Raw genomic sequence first — 15,172 nt, forward strand, 5'->3', positions numbered from 1 at the left:
TTAATTTATTTTCGGTACTCCCATCAATGAAAAAATGGTTACGTCGCACAGGCATCACACTGGTTCTGTTGGTCATTATTTTGCCACTGGCTTTTTTAGCTGCTGATAAAATTTGGCCGTTGCCGATTAAGCAAATTGAAATGGCACGGACCGTGGTTGCAGCGGATGGTACACCATTGTGGCGCTTTGCAGACAAAGAAGGAATTTGGCGCTTTCCTGTTACAGTCGAAGAGGTTTCTCCTGATTTTATCGAAGCGTTATTAACGTATGAAGACCGCCATTTTTACCGTCACCCGGGGGTAAACCCGTTTTCGTTAGTTAGGGCAGCGGGGCAGTTTGTGAGTTCAGGGCGTATTGTGTCGGGCGGAAGTACCATTTCGATGCAAGTTGCACGGTTAATTGACCCCCACGAAAGAACATTGGGCGGTAAGCTGAAACAGCTTTGGCGTACGGCTCAACTCGAATATCACTATTCGAAAGATGAAATTTTAGAAATGTATTTAAACCGTGCTCCGTATGGCGGAACCATTGAAGGTATTGGCGCAGCTAGCTGGGTATATTTGAATAAGTCACCGGCAAAATTGACGGCGAGTGAAGCGGCTCTCTTTGCTGTTCTACCTCAAGCCCCTAGCCGTTTAAGGCCAGACCGTTATCCACAAAGGGCACAAGCCGCCCGTGATAAAGTATTGGATAGGTTAGAAGAATACCAAGTCTGGAGCTCTGAAAAAGTTGCCGATATTAAACAAGAACAAATTTGGTTAGCACCGCGAAAGAATCCGCATTCAGCCCCTTTGCTTGCAAGGCGGGTGACCAAAGATACGCAACAGTCCATCATTGAAACCACTATCGATGCCAGTTTGCAAAGGCAACTGGAAGACATGGCCATGAATTGGAAAAACCAACTACCAAAACAAACATCATTGGGAATTTTGGTGGTTGATCATACAGATATGGCAGTGAAAGCGTATATTGGCTCAATTGATTTTCAGGATGATAGCCGTTTTGGTCATGTGGACATGATTAGTGCTTGGCGCTCTCCAGGCTCAACGTTAAAACCATTCTTATACGCATTAGCTATGGATGACGGGCTCATCCATGCGGAATCGTTATTACAAGATGTTCCACGGCGCTTTAATGATTATCGTCCGGGGAACTTTGACAGTGGTTTTAATGGGCCAGTGAGTGTTAGCGATGCGCTCGTTCGTTCATTGAATTTACCGGTGGTTCAGTTGTTAGATGTGTATGGCAGCAAACGATTTACGGCTCAACTGCGCAATGTTGGGACTGAGCTGCGTTTTCCGTTAGGTAGTGAACCAAACTTGTCGCTGATTTTAGGCGGCACAGCCACACGGATGGAAGATTTAGTTTCTGCCTATAGCGCATTTGCGCGAAAAGGTAATGTGTCACCGTTACGTTTTAAACCAGCCGATGAAATTCGCGATAGAGTGTTGATGTCACCGGGAGCTGCATGGATAGTACGCCGTATTATGGGGGGGGAAGCACGCCCTGTTCCTGAGGCTAATTTATCAGGGCAACTCAATTTGGCATGGAAAACGGGAACCAGTTATGGTTATCGCGATGCGTGGGCGATTGGTGTTAATCCACGTTATACCATCGGCGTTTGGGTTGGGCGGCCTGATGCGACACCCGTTGCGGGACAACTAGGCTTTGCAACCGCCATTCCGATTATGAACCAAATTAATGGCATGTTACTGAGCAAAATCTATCAATCCCACGAACCACTACCAAAAGATGTAAAACCTGCCAGTGTGAGCCAAGCGGTGATCTGCTGGCCGGGAGGAACTTCATTACTGAAAGACGATAATAACTGCCGCCAAAGGCGTCTTAGTTGGATCTTGGATAATACCATTCCGCCTACTTTAATGGCGCGAGATCAAGAGTCACTATTAGGATTAAGACAAAAAATCTGGGTAAATGACAAAGGGCTTCAAGTCGCGGCAGATTGCCCAAATGCCCAAGAAAAAGAAGTACATTTATGGCCTATTACCGTCGAATCTTGGTTGCCATCAAGTGAAAAACGTGAGAACCGTTTACCCAAAGCGGATTTAGCGTGTCCACCGATGAAGCTAGAAATGCCGCCATTATTGATTTCTGGTATCCGTGATGGGGAGGTTTTACAGCGTCTACCCGGGAAAACCAGCTTAGATTTACGTTTAGTCACGCAGGGTGGGCAAGGGCAGAAATGGTGGTTTTTAAACGGAGAACAAGTGAATACAACCGAGCAAAACGGTTCTATTTTGCTGACACTCGATAAAAGTGGGAACTACCAAATTTCGGTATTAGATTTAAGCGGCCAAGTGACGGCAATGAGCTTTAGAGTGAAGTAATAGATGAAAAACGTGACTTACCCGAAAAAATAGTGTTTTTTGCTATAAAAAGTTTAACAAAATGTTGTTGTGACTGTAGGAAATTGTAATCAGAGCCCCTATAATCATCGCCTTATTTTTCTTTTTCCTAGATATGGTTGCTTTTGAAGTCTAAAGGCCTAACAATAGAATTAGAAATAATATAAAAAACTACAACATGCCTATTTTAAGTTCTTGCATCCTAAGTTACAGGGAAGAATAAAGAATAAAGGCCTAATGAATCGCTAAGAGGTTATTTATGACTGTTCAACGTACATTTTCTATTATTAAACCAAACGCTGTGAAGAAAAACGTTATTGGTGCAATCTACAACCGTTTTGAAAGCGCGGGTTTCACAATCATCGCTGCTAAAATGATGCATTTGACTCGTGAGCAAGCTGAAGGCTTCTACGCTGAACACAAAGGCCGTCCTTTTTTTGAAGGTCTGGTTGAATTCATGACTTCAGGCCCTATCATGCTGCAAGTGTTAGAAGGTGAAAACGCAATCCAACGTCACCGTGACCTGATGGGCGCAACTAACCCAGATAACGCATTAGCGGGTACTTTACGTGCAGACTACGCAGACAGTTTCACTGAAAACGCAACTCACGGTTCAGACTCTGAAGAATCTGCTGCACGTGAAATCGCGTATTTCTTCACTGCTGATGAAATCTGCCCACGCTAAGACTTCTTTAACTAATGCATTAGCATTATTGTTATAAAGTTTGTACAATGCGACGCCCTGCTATGATTAGCGGGGCGATTATATTTTTAAGACCGCAAAAATTACGTCGTGCTATACTCACTACTAGCACTGCCGAAAGTGTAACAACGAGGCAATACACCATGTCTGATATGACGACAGATGCACAATGTGCAACTTCTTCCGCTATTTCTGTCACACCAGAAAAAACGAACCAAAAAACCAATTTACTTGATTTAAACCGCAAGCAAATGCGCGAGTTCTTTGCTCAAATGGGTGAAAAACCGTTCCGCGCGGATCAGGTCATGAAATGGATTTATCATTATTGCTATGATGATTTTGACCAAATGACCGATATTAATAAAGTCCTTAGAGCAAAACTGAAAGAAGTCGCGGAAATCCGTGCACCAGAAGTCGCTGATGAACAGCGTTCATCAGATGGCACCATTAAGTGGGCAATCAAAGTGGGTGACCAACTGGTTGAAACGGTGTATATCCCAGAAGCAGACCGTGCAACATTGTGCGTTTCTTCACAAGTGGGTTGCGCATTGGAATGTAAATTCTGCTCTACGGCGCAACAAGGCTTCAACCGTAACTTACGTGTTTCAGAAATTATTGGTCAGGTTTGGCGAGCTGCCAAAATTATTGGTTCACTGAAATCCAGTGGACGTCGTCCAATTACCAACGTTGTGATGATGGGAATGGGCGAACCATTGCTGAATTTGAATAATGTCGTCCCTGCGATGGAAATTATGTTAGATGACTTCGGCTTTGGTCTATCTAAGCGCCGTGTCACGATTTCCACTTCAGGTGTTGTGCCTGCACTGGATAAGCTAGGGGATATGATTGATGTTGCGTTAGCGATTTCATTGCATGCGCCAACAGATGATATCCGTGACGATATCGTTCCAATTAATAAAAAATACAATATTGAAACCTTCCTCAACAGTGTGAATCGTTATTTAACGAAATCGAATGCTAATGCAGGGCGAGTAACTGTTGAGTATGTGATGTTAGATCACGTGAACGACAGTGTTGAGCAAGCACATCAATTAGCGGAATGTTTAAAAAACACACCGAGCAAAATTAACCTAATTCCATGGAACCCGTTCCCAGGGGCGCCATACGGTAGAAGTTCGAATAGTCGTATTGACCGTTTTTGTAAAGTATTGATGGGATATGGTTTTACCACGATAGTGCGCAAAACACGCGGTGATGATATTGATGCTGCCTGTGGGCAACTTGCTGGCGACGTGATCGACAGAACAAAACGAACGTTGAAAAAACGCTTAGCAGGGGAACCTATCAAGGTAAAAACAGTCTGATTTATAAATAGGATTGAATCAGTGAATTAGGTGATGATTTAGGGCGTTTTAGAGTTAGGCAAAACGCCTTTGTTCACCTACAATAGTTGAAGCAATAAGAAAAATTTAATTGTTGTTTCAACATGATGATAAATTATTGACGAATAAAGCTGCTCAATGTTTGCTTTATATCTTTTAAACTTGGAAATAGTGTTGCCAGCAAATGACTATCGAAAATAATACCGAACAAGCTACGACCACAGTAGGACAATTATTGACGCAAGCACGTGAGCGCATGGGGCTAACCCAAGATGTTGTTGCAGAACGATTGTGCCTTAAAATCAGTACGGTAAAAGAGATAGAACAAGATATTGCTCCCGCTGGCGTGGAACCAACATTTTTACGAGGCTATATTCGTCTTTACGCTCGTATGGTAGGTATACCCGAAAGCGAATTAAAAACGTATATGAAAACGGAAGAAACCGTTACGTTAGCCAAAGTTTCTCCTATGCAAAGTTATTCTTTGGGGAAAAAACGCAAAAAGCGCGAAGGTTGGTTAATGAAGCTGACTTGGTTGATTGTGATTGTTCTTATCGCAATGGTTGGCATATGGTGGTGGCAGGATCATAACGCTCAAAAAAATGAGCTAGTTTCAATGGCAAATCAAAATGATTTGATTTTGTCCCAGCAAGATAATAACACCACACCGGTTGAATTACTGACATCAACAGAGGTCGTCTCAACTGACACGGCGCCTGTTGTACCGGAAAATACTCTTGAATTACAAACTCAAGAGCCCGTATTAGCGACTGACCCTATTACCGAGCATGTCAAAACAATTCCATTACCTAATGCACCGCAATCTTCAGTTGCATTAGACAGAACACAAAATACAGAAACGGCTGAACCTGTTGCTGCAAGCAGTCAAGCCCTAGTATTGAATTTTACTGGCCAGTGCTGGTTAGAAATTCGTGATGCGAATAATAAAATCTTATTTAGTGGCACCAAAAATAATGGTGATAAGTTGGAACTTGATGGGCCGCAACCTTATCGCCTGAATATTGGTGCGCCAGCGAATGTCACTGTACAGTTTCAAGGCAATACTGTTGATTTAAGCCGCTTCATTAAAGCGAAACGTCCAGCAAAATTGAAGTTACCTGAAGCCTAAAAACAGACAGGTAAAAAGAAGCAAACTATATCCGAAAACATCTTTTTTGATAGGCTATAGTTTGCTTTCTTGTGTATAGTTGAGCGTATAAAAATAATCGTTAAAACTATATCGCGGTAACAAAGAATATCACGGTAATAAAGAGTACCACGGTAACAAAGAGCACATGGACGTTCGGAGAATTAAACCAAAATGCATAATGAATCACCGATAAAAAGACGTAAATCCACCCGTATTAATGTAGGTAGCGTACCCGTAGGCGATGGCGCTCCTATCGCTGTCCAGTCAATGACTAATACCCGTACAACTGATGTCGAAGCCACAGTTCGCCAAATAAAATCCCTTGAGCGTGTGGGTGTTGATATTGTGCGTGTTTCTGTTCCTACCATGGATGCCGCTGAAGCATTTAAATTGATTAAACAGCAAGTTAGCGTTCCATTGGTGGCGGATATCCATTTTGACTATCGTATTGCATTAAAAGTGGCAGAATACGGCGTTGATTGCTTGCGTATTAACCCAGGTAATATTGGTAGCGAAGAACGAATTCGCCAAGTTGTTGATTGCGCACGCCACTACAATATTCCAATTCGTATTGGGGTTAATGGTGGCTCCCTTGAAAAAGATATTCAAGAGAAGTACGGCGAGCCAACACCTGAAGCATTGGTTGAGTCGGCAATGCGTCATGTGGACATCCTAGATAGGCTTAATTTTGATCAGTTTAAGGTTAGTGTAAAAGCATCAGATGTATTTCTTGCTGTCGGCTCTTACCGTTTATTAGCGAATAAAATCGATCAACCACTGCATTTAGGGATTACCGAAGCCGGTGGTGCCCGTGCAGGTTCAGTAAAATCTGCAATTGGCTTAGGAATGCTATTGTCTGAAGGTATCGGTGACACCTTGCGTATTTCTTTAGCTGCTGACCCTGTTGAAGAAGTTAAAGTGGGTTTTGATATCTTAAAATCACTGCGAATTCGTTCACGTGGTATTAATTTTATTGCTTGCCCAACTTGTTCACGGCAAGAGTTTGATGTGATTGGTACCGTGAATGAATTAGAACAGCGTTTAGAAGATATCATTACACCAATGGATGTATCGATTATTGGCTGTGTGGTTAATGGCCCTGGTGAAGCGGAAGTTTCTACGCTAGGCGTTGCAGGGGCAAAAACCAAGAGCGGTTTTTATGAAGACGGTAAACGACAAAAAGAGCGTTTTGATAATGACAACATTATCGACCAGTTAGAGGCTAAAATTCGAGCCAAAGCGGCAATGATGGATGAAAGCAAGCGGATTGAAGTCAACTTAAAAGACTAATTTTGTGTATTCTACTGCTAAGCGGCTCACTGAGTCGTTTGGCATGTTTAGAACAAACACTCTATCAATCATCCGCATTTTTTTCTAAAATCGGTCGCTCACCGTACAAATTGACAGATAAATCTCGATTAGTATCAGTAATTGGTGTTTGTTGATTGAACCAGATGATATTTCGCTCTTATAATCAAACTTATGTAATTCTGAAAATAGAGAAATAAAGTGGGAAAAAATATCCAAGCCATTCGCGGTATGAATGATTACTTACCAGCTGACACGCGTGTATGGCAGAAAATCGAAGCAACATTGAAAAATATTTTACAGGGTTATGGTTTTAGTGAAATTCGTACCCCGATTGTAGAGCAGACCCCGCTATTTCGCAGAGCGATTGGTGAAGTGACGGATGTCGTTGAAAAAGAAATGTACACTTTCAATGACCGTAACGATGAAAGTCTGACATTACGCCCTGAAAATACCGCAGGTTGTGTCCGTGCCGGTATTGAGCATGGTTTGCTGTACAATCAGGAACAGCGTTTGTGGTATTTAGGACCTATGTTCCGTTATGAGCGCCCACAAAAAGGACGTTATCGTCAATTTCACCAGTTAGGGGCTGAAGTTTTTGGTCTTGCGGGTCCTGATATCGATGCTGAAGTCATCTTAATGACGGCACGCTGGTGGAAAGCGTTAGGCATTAGTGAGCATGTGACTTTAGAGCTGAACTCGATTGGCTCATTAGAAGCGCGTGCCAATTACCGTGAGGCTTTAGTTGCTTTCTTAGAACAGCATAAAGACAAGCTGGATGAAGATTGTAAGCGTCGCATGTATACAAATCCTCTACGTGTTTTGGATTCTAAAAATCAAGAAATTCAGGCTTTATTGAATGATGCACCTGAACTGTTTGATTACCTTGATGTCGAATCACGTGAGCACTTTGATGGCTTATGTAAGTTATTAGAAGCAGCAGGGGTTAAATACCGCGTTAATCAACGCTTAGTTCGTGGTCTTGACTACTACAACCGCACCGTTTTTGAATGGGTAACAACGGCACTGGGCTCACAAGGCACAGTTTGCGCGGGCGGTCGATATGACGGCTTAGTTGAACAATTAGGCGGTCGTGCAACACCTGCGGTTGGTTTTGCCATGGGTATGGAACGGATGGTGTTGTTAGTCCAAGAAGTGAACCCAGAATTTACAGCGGATGCTTCAGTTGCTGATGTTTATCTTGCTTCTTTTGGCGAAGATAGCCAACAAGCAGCGATATTAGTAGCCGAAAAAGTACGTGATGCACTACCAACACTACGGTTAATGACTAACCACGGTGGTGGTAACTTCAAGAAACAGTTAGCAAGAGCGGACAAACAAGGCGCTAAAATTGCACTGATCTTGGGGGAAGATGAAATTAAAAATAGCCAAGTCACATTGAAAGATTTACGCACAGGCGTACAAGAAACTATTTCGCAGCAACTTATGGCGTCACGCATCGCCGAGTTATTAGGTTAAGGAGAGACAAGTGGAAGTCTATACAAACGAAAATGATCAAGTCGATGCGATTAAACGCTTTTTTGCGAATAATGGCGTGGCATTAGTTGTTGGCCTCGTAATTGGTGTTGGTGGTGTATTTGGTTGGAACTACTGGCAGTCTCATAAAACGAATGTACTGCAGGAAAGCGCTCAAAAGTTTGAAGCAGTAAATAGCCAATTACGTTCAGGCTCAGAGCAAGGCATTGTTGCAGCGCAAAAATTCGCGGCTGAAACCGACGATGTATACAGTGCGATGATGGGCTTAGAGCTTGCACAAATCGCGGTGGATAAAGGCGATTTAGCTAATGCACAAACTGCATTGACCAATGCACTAGCCAAGGCAAAAACCGTGGATATGCAAGATTTAATTAACTTGCGTTTAGCGCGAGTGCAATTAGCCCAAGGTAATGCTGATGGCGCGATAGCGTCAGTTGCAAATATTAAAAGTAAATCATGGCAAGCAACGGCACAGGATGTCCGTGGCGATGCTTTACTCCATAAGGGCGATAAAGCTGGTGCAAAAGCCGCTTATGCTCAGGGGTTAGAAAGTGAAGGCTCTCAATCTATTAGAGGTATTTTGACTCTGAAGTTGAACAACGTATCTAATTCATAAGAAGAAAGGAAACGACAAACATGCAGTTGCGCAAAACACTTTTAGTTGGCCTAGTCGCTTCAGCTTTACTTGCCGGTTGTTCCAGCGAAACTGATTCTATTATCATGGCGCCACTTCCACAGGTTGAAAATCAATTCACCCCATCAATTGTTTGGGATAAATCGGTTGGAAATGGTGTTGAACAATTTTATTCTGAATTATCACCTGTTTGGGATGGTTCAGCCGTTTATGCAGCAGACCGCAAAGGTTTAGTTAAAGCCTTTGAACTCGATAGTGGCAAAGAACTGTGGTCAGTCGATTTATCTAAACGCACGGGTTTTCTTTCTGCTAACTTATCGGCATTGCTATCAGGTGGTTTAACCGTTGATGGTGATAAAATTTTTGTGGGTACTGAGCGCGGAACCGTTATTGCTCTGAACAAAGAAGATGGCCAAGTTGCTTGGGATGTCGAAGTTGCAGGCGAAGCCCTTTCTAAACCTGTTGTGAGTAACGACTTTGTTATTATTCACACCAGTAATGGTCAACTACAAGCTTTAGATGTCAATAGTGGTGAAATCAAGTGGACCGTTAACATGGATACACCATCGTTGTCATTACGTGGTGAATCTGCTCCTGCGGTTGCTTTTGGTGCTGCGATTGTCGGTGGGGATAACGGCCGTGTCAGTGCGGTGCTATTGTCTCAAGGTCAGTTAATTTGGCAACAACGTATTTCTCAAGTGACAAGTTCGACAGAAATCGGCCGTTTAAATGATGTCGATATGACACCAATTATTGATGACGGTAAAGTGTATGCGATTGCTTATAATGGTACTTTAGCCGCACTGGATATGCGTTCAGGTCAAATTCTGTGGAAACGCGAGCTTGGCTCAATCAATGACATGGTGATGTCAGGTGAAAACCTGTATCTTGTCGACCAAAATGATCGCGTGTTATCTGTTCGTAAAAGCGATGGTGTAACGCTGTGGACACAGGAAGAACTGCTAAACCGCGGGCTATCTGCGCCAGAAATGTATAATGGCTATCTTGTGGTCGGTGATAAAGAAGGTTATCTGCATTGGTTAGATATGAGTACGGGCGGGTTTGTAGCACAAAACAAATTAAACAGCTCCGGTATTCACAGTCGTCCAGTGGTTGCAAGTGATAAGCTAATGGTTCAGACAAAAAACGGAACAGTTTACCTCTTAACACGTTAATTTTCTGACAAACCGCCAATTTATCGATAAAATCAACGGTTCCTGAAGATAGGAGCCGTTTCGTTTTTTGTTTTCTGAGTTAAAGCCTCAGAATTCCTTTAGTTAATAAAAGTTGTGAGGCATCTAAAAATGATACCCGTCGTAGCGCTGGTAGGGCGTCCAAACGTAGGAAAATCCACGTTATTTAACCGTTTAACCCGTACCCGTGACGCATTAGTAGCGGACTTTCCCGGTCTGACTCGTGATCGTAAATATGGTCGTGCTGAAGTTGAAGGGCATGAGTTCATTATTATAGACACGGGTGGTATCGATGGGACTGAGGAAGGCGTAGAGACGCACATGGCCGCACAGTCCTTGCAAGCAATTGAAGAGGCAGACATTGTTCTGTTTATGGTTGATGCAAGAGCCGGGTTAATGCCCGCTGATGAAGGCATTGCCAAACACCTTCGTAGTCGCAAGAAAAAAACCTATTTAGTCGCGAACAAAACCGATGGAATTGATGTAACTACGGCAATCGGAGATTTTTACTCGCTTGGCCTAGGCGAAATTCATCCGATCGCGGCATCACATGGTCGCGGTGTTACTCAGTTAATTGAACAGTCGTTGAAACCTTTTGTGGAAGAAGACGAGGAAGAAGTTGAGTTGACCGAGGAAGAAGAAAATGCGGCATATTGGGCTGAGTTAGAAGCTCAAGGTGAGCTTGATGAAGACGAAGAAGATGACTTTGACCCAACAACATTACCGATTAAATTAGCCATCGTTGGCCGTCCGAATGTCGGTAAATCGACATTAACCAACCGTATTTTAGGTGAAGAACGTGTTGTGGTGTTTGATATGCCAGGAACCACACGTGACAGCATTTACATCCCAATGGAACGCGATGAGCGTGAGTATATTTTAATCGATACCGCCGGTGTGCGTAAGCGTGGAAAAGTTACAGAAACAGTGGAAAAATTCTCTGTTATCAAAACATTGCAAGCGATTGAAGACGCGAACGTCGTACTCTTAGTTATCGATGCACGCGAAGGTATTTCAGACCAAGATTTATCTTTACTTGGCTTTATCCTCAATGCGGGGCGCTCATTGGTGATTGCAGTCAATAAATGGGATGGTATGAAGCCAGAAGACCGCGAGCACGTAAAAGACATGCTTGAACTGCGTCTTGGTTTTGTTGATTTCGCGCGTATTCACTTTATTTCTGCACTGCATGGTAGTGGAGTGGGTAATTTATTTGAATCAGTGCAAGAAGCTTATGAGTCTGCAACTCGTCGAGTAGGTACTGCATTATTAACTCGTATCATGAAGATGGCAGAAGATGAGCACCAACCGCCACTTATTCGTGGTCGTCGTGTTAAAATGAAGTATGCCCATGCTGGGGGACACAATCCACCGATTGTAGTGATCCACGGTAACCAAGTTTCTGATTTACCAGATAGCTATAAGCGTTATTTGATGAATTACTTCCGCCGTTCATTGCAAGTGATGGGAACGCCAATTCGAATTCTGTTTAAAGAGGGAGAAAACCCTTATGCAGATAAGAAAAATAAGTTAACGCCAACCCAGTTGCGTAAGCGTAAGCGTTTAATGCAGCATTTGAAAAAACGCTAGTCAATAAGGCGCTGATGAAAGCTTAATTAGCCCTATTGAACGCACAAAAGCCGTAACAAAGTCATTATGTTACGGCTTTTTAATATTATCTGGATAATACTTTAAGAATGAATATCGCCCTTACGTTACTAGCATATATCATGATGAACGTAAGGGTAAGAATCAAAGATTGAGGAAAATTATGGACACTCGTTCTTCTACACGTTTAAACAAATATATTAGTGAAAGTGGTATTTGCTCAAGGCGTGAAGCTGACCGTTATATTGAACAAGGTAATGTATTTATTAATGGTAAGCGTGCAGGAATTGGCGACCAAGTTTTTGCTGGTGACGTGGTAAAAGTTAATGGGCAATTAATTGAGCCGCGTAATGAAGAAGATTTAGTATTAATCGCACTCAATAAGCCTGTCGGTATTGTTAGTACGACAGAGAGTGGTGAAAAAGATAATATTGTTGATTATGTTAATCATAGTACCCGAATTTTCCCGATTGGCCGCTTAGATAAAGACTCTCAAGGGTTAATTTTTCTCACCAACCATGGGGATTTGGTGAATAAAATTTTACGGGCAGGCAATTCTCATGAAAAAGAGTATTTAGTCACGGTCAATAAACCCGTAACGGATGACTTTATTCGTGGAATGGGGGCTGGAGTACCCATTCTTGGAACAATGACGAAAAAATGTAAGGTTAAGAAAGAGGCTCCTTTTGTTTTTAGAATTACACTTGTACAAGGACTAAACCGTCAAATTCGTCGTATGTGTGAGCATTTTGGCTTTGAGGTCACCAAGCTTGAACGTGTTCGCATCATGAATGTTAAGTTAACAGGCATTCCTGTCGGGGAGTGGCGTGATTTAACTGATGATGAACTGATTGAATTATTTGATATGATGGAAAAATCTGAATCAGACGTAAAAGTAAAGAAGCCACAGAAGTCAGCTTCTGCTAACAAAAGTAATACAAAGCAGACTTCGCCAAGTAAACCCAAAGTAAAACCAGAAAACCCGACACGCAAAAAGTTTACACAACCAGGTAGAAAAAAGAAAAAACGTTAACGTGCAGGTTTGATTAATAAGGCTGAATAAAAGAGTTGTTTTGAGCTCTTTATTATCGGCCTTTATGTTTTACAGAAAAATTAATCTTAAATTAGTTTAAAACTGTTTATATAAATTATTGCAGTTTTAAAACTAGTCCAACATCTAACCAGCTTTGCTGTGTTTTTTGCGCGATATTATCATCAAATAATTTCTTAGCAGCACGGATCGTTGCATTAGCAAATTCGATGAAGTTGGCTCTCTTTGTCACATTATTGTCAGACACGGCTTCAAGCCAAATTTTACCGGCGATGTCCCATGTATAACCTCCAAGACTCTTAGCTAATAGGTAAAAGGCTCTATTTGGGATACCTGAATTAATATGTACGCCGCCATTGTCAATAAAAATAGGTAAATCCTGATATTGAGACATATGACCAACTTGCGGGTCTCTAACATCGTCAGAAAGATAATAAGCATCCCCTGGGTTTATCATAGAACGTAGTGCCGGCGCATTTATTTGGTCAATAAATAAATTTTCGCCTAGTAGCCAATTAGAAGTATCGGCTGTTCCATTATTTAAATATTGTTTCACCATAATCCCAAGTACATCTGCGACAGACTCATTGAGCGCACCAGATTGGTAAGTATATCTAAAATCAGCTTTTGAACTAATAAAGCCGTGAGCCAGCTCGTGAGCGATTATATCGATGTCATTATAGAATGGGCCAAAAACGATTCCATCCCCGTCACCAAAGAAAATAGCTTGAGAATTCCAAAATGCATTAGCGTAGTTTGTTCCATAATGGATAACCGCATTAATATCAGCAGAACAGCCAAAAATTTGGTCAATATTTAATTTTTCCTTAAAAAAGGTACGGATAATGCCAATTGAATTAAATACTTGCCCCGCTGGTTCTGATGGCGCATGAGTATCTTCTTCGCGCATAATCACCGCGTAGTCATCATGTGGCATATGGCTATCAGGTGAAAGTCCTGAACGTTCACAAATTGGCAGGTCGGAATGCCAGTGGTTTTTATGTGGGACAGGGCGTTGAGCATCGCGAATAAAGCGATTATAGCGCTTTCCTATCATATCTATAGGGCATGCTGAAAGATTATTGCGGTGGAGTAATGCATCTTCATGTGAATAGGTTCGGCTCATAATATCATTGATATGCGTGAGCGTTGATTTTAAGTCTGTGTGGCCTGATTTAGTGACTAAACTTGCTAATAAACAAGGTGATAATAATGAACGGCCTAAAATTTGATTCATATTACAACTCCATTCAGTTGGGTGAAATGGAATCATAATCTGTCGTGATTGATTTGTAACTACTTGATATTTAAGATTTATAATCAATAATTATTATTTTATGTTAGAAAGGTAGAACGGTTATTTTTCTACCTTAATTTATAAACCAGTGTTATCAATTATGGCGAAACCCACTCTTTATTTAAGACTAAAAATTCAGTATAGAGGGCAGCTTCTGGGCTATTAGGTTCTGGATGATAGTCGTATTCCCAGCGAACAAGCGGTGGCATTGACATTAAAATTGACTCTGTGCGGCCTCCGCTTTGTAAGCCAAATAATGTACCTCTATCCCATACTAAATTAAATTCTACGTAGCGACCACGACGATATAATTGGAATTGACGTTCTCTTTCACCCCATGAATGAGCTCGGCGTTTTTCAACAATCGGGACATAGGCATCTAAAAAACCATTACCCACCGCTTGAGTGAAGCTAAAACAAGACTCAAAACCACCTTGGTTAAGGTCATCATAAAATAGCCCACCAACACCTCGAGGTTCATTTCTATGTTTCAGGAAAAAGTATTCATCGCACCAATTTTTATATTTAGGATATACATCAGTCCCATAAGGGCGACATAGATCACGAGCAACGGTATGCCAGTGGATAACATCTTCATGAAAACCATAGAAAGGGGTTAAATCAAAACCGCCACCAAACCACCAAACGGGCTCACAACCTTCTTTTTCAGCGATAAAGAAACGAACATTAGCATGGGTAGTTGGAATGTAAGGATTCAGAGGGTGAATAACAAGAGAGACGCCCATTGCTTGGTAGCTACGGCCAGCAAGCTCGGGCCGATGTGCAGAGGCTGATGCTGGCAACTTTTCTCCTTTAATATGTGAGAAGTTAACCCCAGCTTGTTCAAATAATGCGCCTTTCGTTAGTACTCGGCTACGACCGCCACCACCTTCAGTTCGTTCCCATGTTTGTTCTAGAAAAGTTTGCTTACCATCTAGCTCAGTAATTTTTTGGCAAATAGTCTCTTGCAAGTTCTGCAAATAGGCTTTTACGCGATCAATATCTGGGTAATTCATTGTTTT

At 42.1% G+C, this 15,172-nt stretch carries 12 protein-coding genes; 10 read left to right on the top strand and 2 right to left on the bottom strand.

The features are described 5' to 3' along the window. Positions 1-26: 26 nt before the first annotated feature. The 10 genes from pbpC (at position 27) to rluF (ending at position 12,835) form a co-directional block, all read left to right on the top strand. Complete coding sequence (gene pbpC, locus FVA69_RS07560) at positions 27-2,348, top strand: peptidoglycan glycosyltransferase PbpC (protein WP_164528624.1); 2,322 nt, start codon at positions 27-29, stop codon at positions 2,346-2,348. A 277-nt stretch (positions 2,349-2,625) separates the two neighbouring features. Then, entirely contained in the window at positions 2,626-3,051 is a 426-nt protein-coding gene (ndk, locus tag FVA69_RS07565) for a nucleoside-diphosphate kinase (RefSeq protein WP_004264899.1), read from the top strand. Between the two features lie 161 nt (positions 3,052-3,212). After that, a complete protein-coding gene (locus FVA69_RS07570) occupies positions 3,213-4,394 on the top strand; it encodes a bifunctional tRNA (adenosine(37)-C2)-methyltransferase TrmG/ribosomal RNA large subunit methyltransferase RlmN (RefSeq protein ID WP_004912645.1) in 1,182 nt (393 codons plus the stop codon). 202 nt (positions 4,395-4,596) lie between these two features. Continuing rightward, positions 4,597-5,541, top strand: coding sequence for a cytoskeleton protein RodZ (gene rodZ, locus FVA69_RS07575; protein ID WP_164528625.1), 945 nt, complete (start codon positions 4,597-4,599; stop codon positions 5,539-5,541). Positions 5,542-5,733: 192 nt separating this feature from the next. Further along, on the top strand, positions 5,734-6,852 hold the full coding sequence (gene ispG / locus FVA69_RS07580) for a flavodoxin-dependent (E)-4-hydroxy-3-methylbut-2-enyl-diphosphate synthase (RefSeq protein WP_004264895.1): 1,119 nt from the start codon (positions 5,734-5,736) through the stop codon (positions 6,850-6,852). 219 nt (positions 6,853-7,071) lie between these two features. After that, positions 7,072-8,349: a histidine--tRNA ligase gene (hisS, locus tag FVA69_RS07585; RefSeq protein WP_109911481.1), complete on the top strand. Its 1,278-nt coding sequence runs from the start codon at positions 7,072-7,074 to the stop codon at positions 8,347-8,349. A 10-nt stretch (positions 8,350-8,359) separates the two neighbouring features. Beyond that, positions 8,360-8,983 carry a YfgM family protein gene (locus FVA69_RS07590; protein ID WP_004912636.1) on the top strand — a complete coding sequence of 208 codons (624 nt, stop codon included), beginning with the start codon at positions 8,360-8,362 and terminating at the stop codon, positions 8,981-8,983. A 20-nt stretch (positions 8,984-9,003) separates the two neighbouring features. Next, a complete protein-coding gene (gene bamB, locus FVA69_RS07595) occupies positions 9,004-10,176 on the top strand; it encodes an outer membrane protein assembly factor BamB (protein WP_004912633.1) in 1,173 nt (390 codons plus the stop codon). 129 nt (positions 10,177-10,305) lie between these two features. After that, complete coding sequence (der, locus tag FVA69_RS07600) at positions 10,306-11,784, top strand: ribosome biogenesis GTPase Der (RefSeq protein WP_004912629.1); 1,479 nt, start codon at positions 10,306-10,308, stop codon at positions 11,782-11,784. A 181-nt stretch (positions 11,785-11,965) separates the two neighbouring features. Continuing rightward, positions 11,966-12,835: a 23S rRNA pseudouridine(2604) synthase RluF gene (rluF, locus tag FVA69_RS07605; protein WP_109911482.1), complete on the top strand. Its 870-nt coding sequence runs from the start codon at positions 11,966-11,968 to the stop codon at positions 12,833-12,835. A 115-nt stretch (positions 12,836-12,950) separates the two neighbouring features. Here rluF and FVA69_RS07610 read toward each other — a convergent pair whose 3' ends face one another. Next, complete coding sequence (locus FVA69_RS07610; RefSeq protein ID WP_164528626.1) at positions 12,951-14,090, bottom strand: M4 family metallopeptidase; 1,140 nt, start codon at positions 14,088-14,090, stop codon at positions 12,951-12,953. Positions 14,091-14,248: 158 nt separating this feature from the next. Then, positions 14,249-15,166, bottom strand: coding sequence for an oxygen-dependent coproporphyrinogen oxidase (hemF, locus tag FVA69_RS07615; RefSeq protein WP_004912622.1), 918 nt, complete (start codon positions 15,164-15,166; stop codon positions 14,249-14,251). Positions 15,167-15,172: the final 6 nt, after the last annotated feature.

It is taken from the genome of Providencia sp. PROV004, from assembly GCF_011045615.1.
Classification (GTDB): Bacteria; Pseudomonadota; Gammaproteobacteria; order Enterobacterales; family Enterobacteriaceae; genus Providencia; species Providencia rettgeri.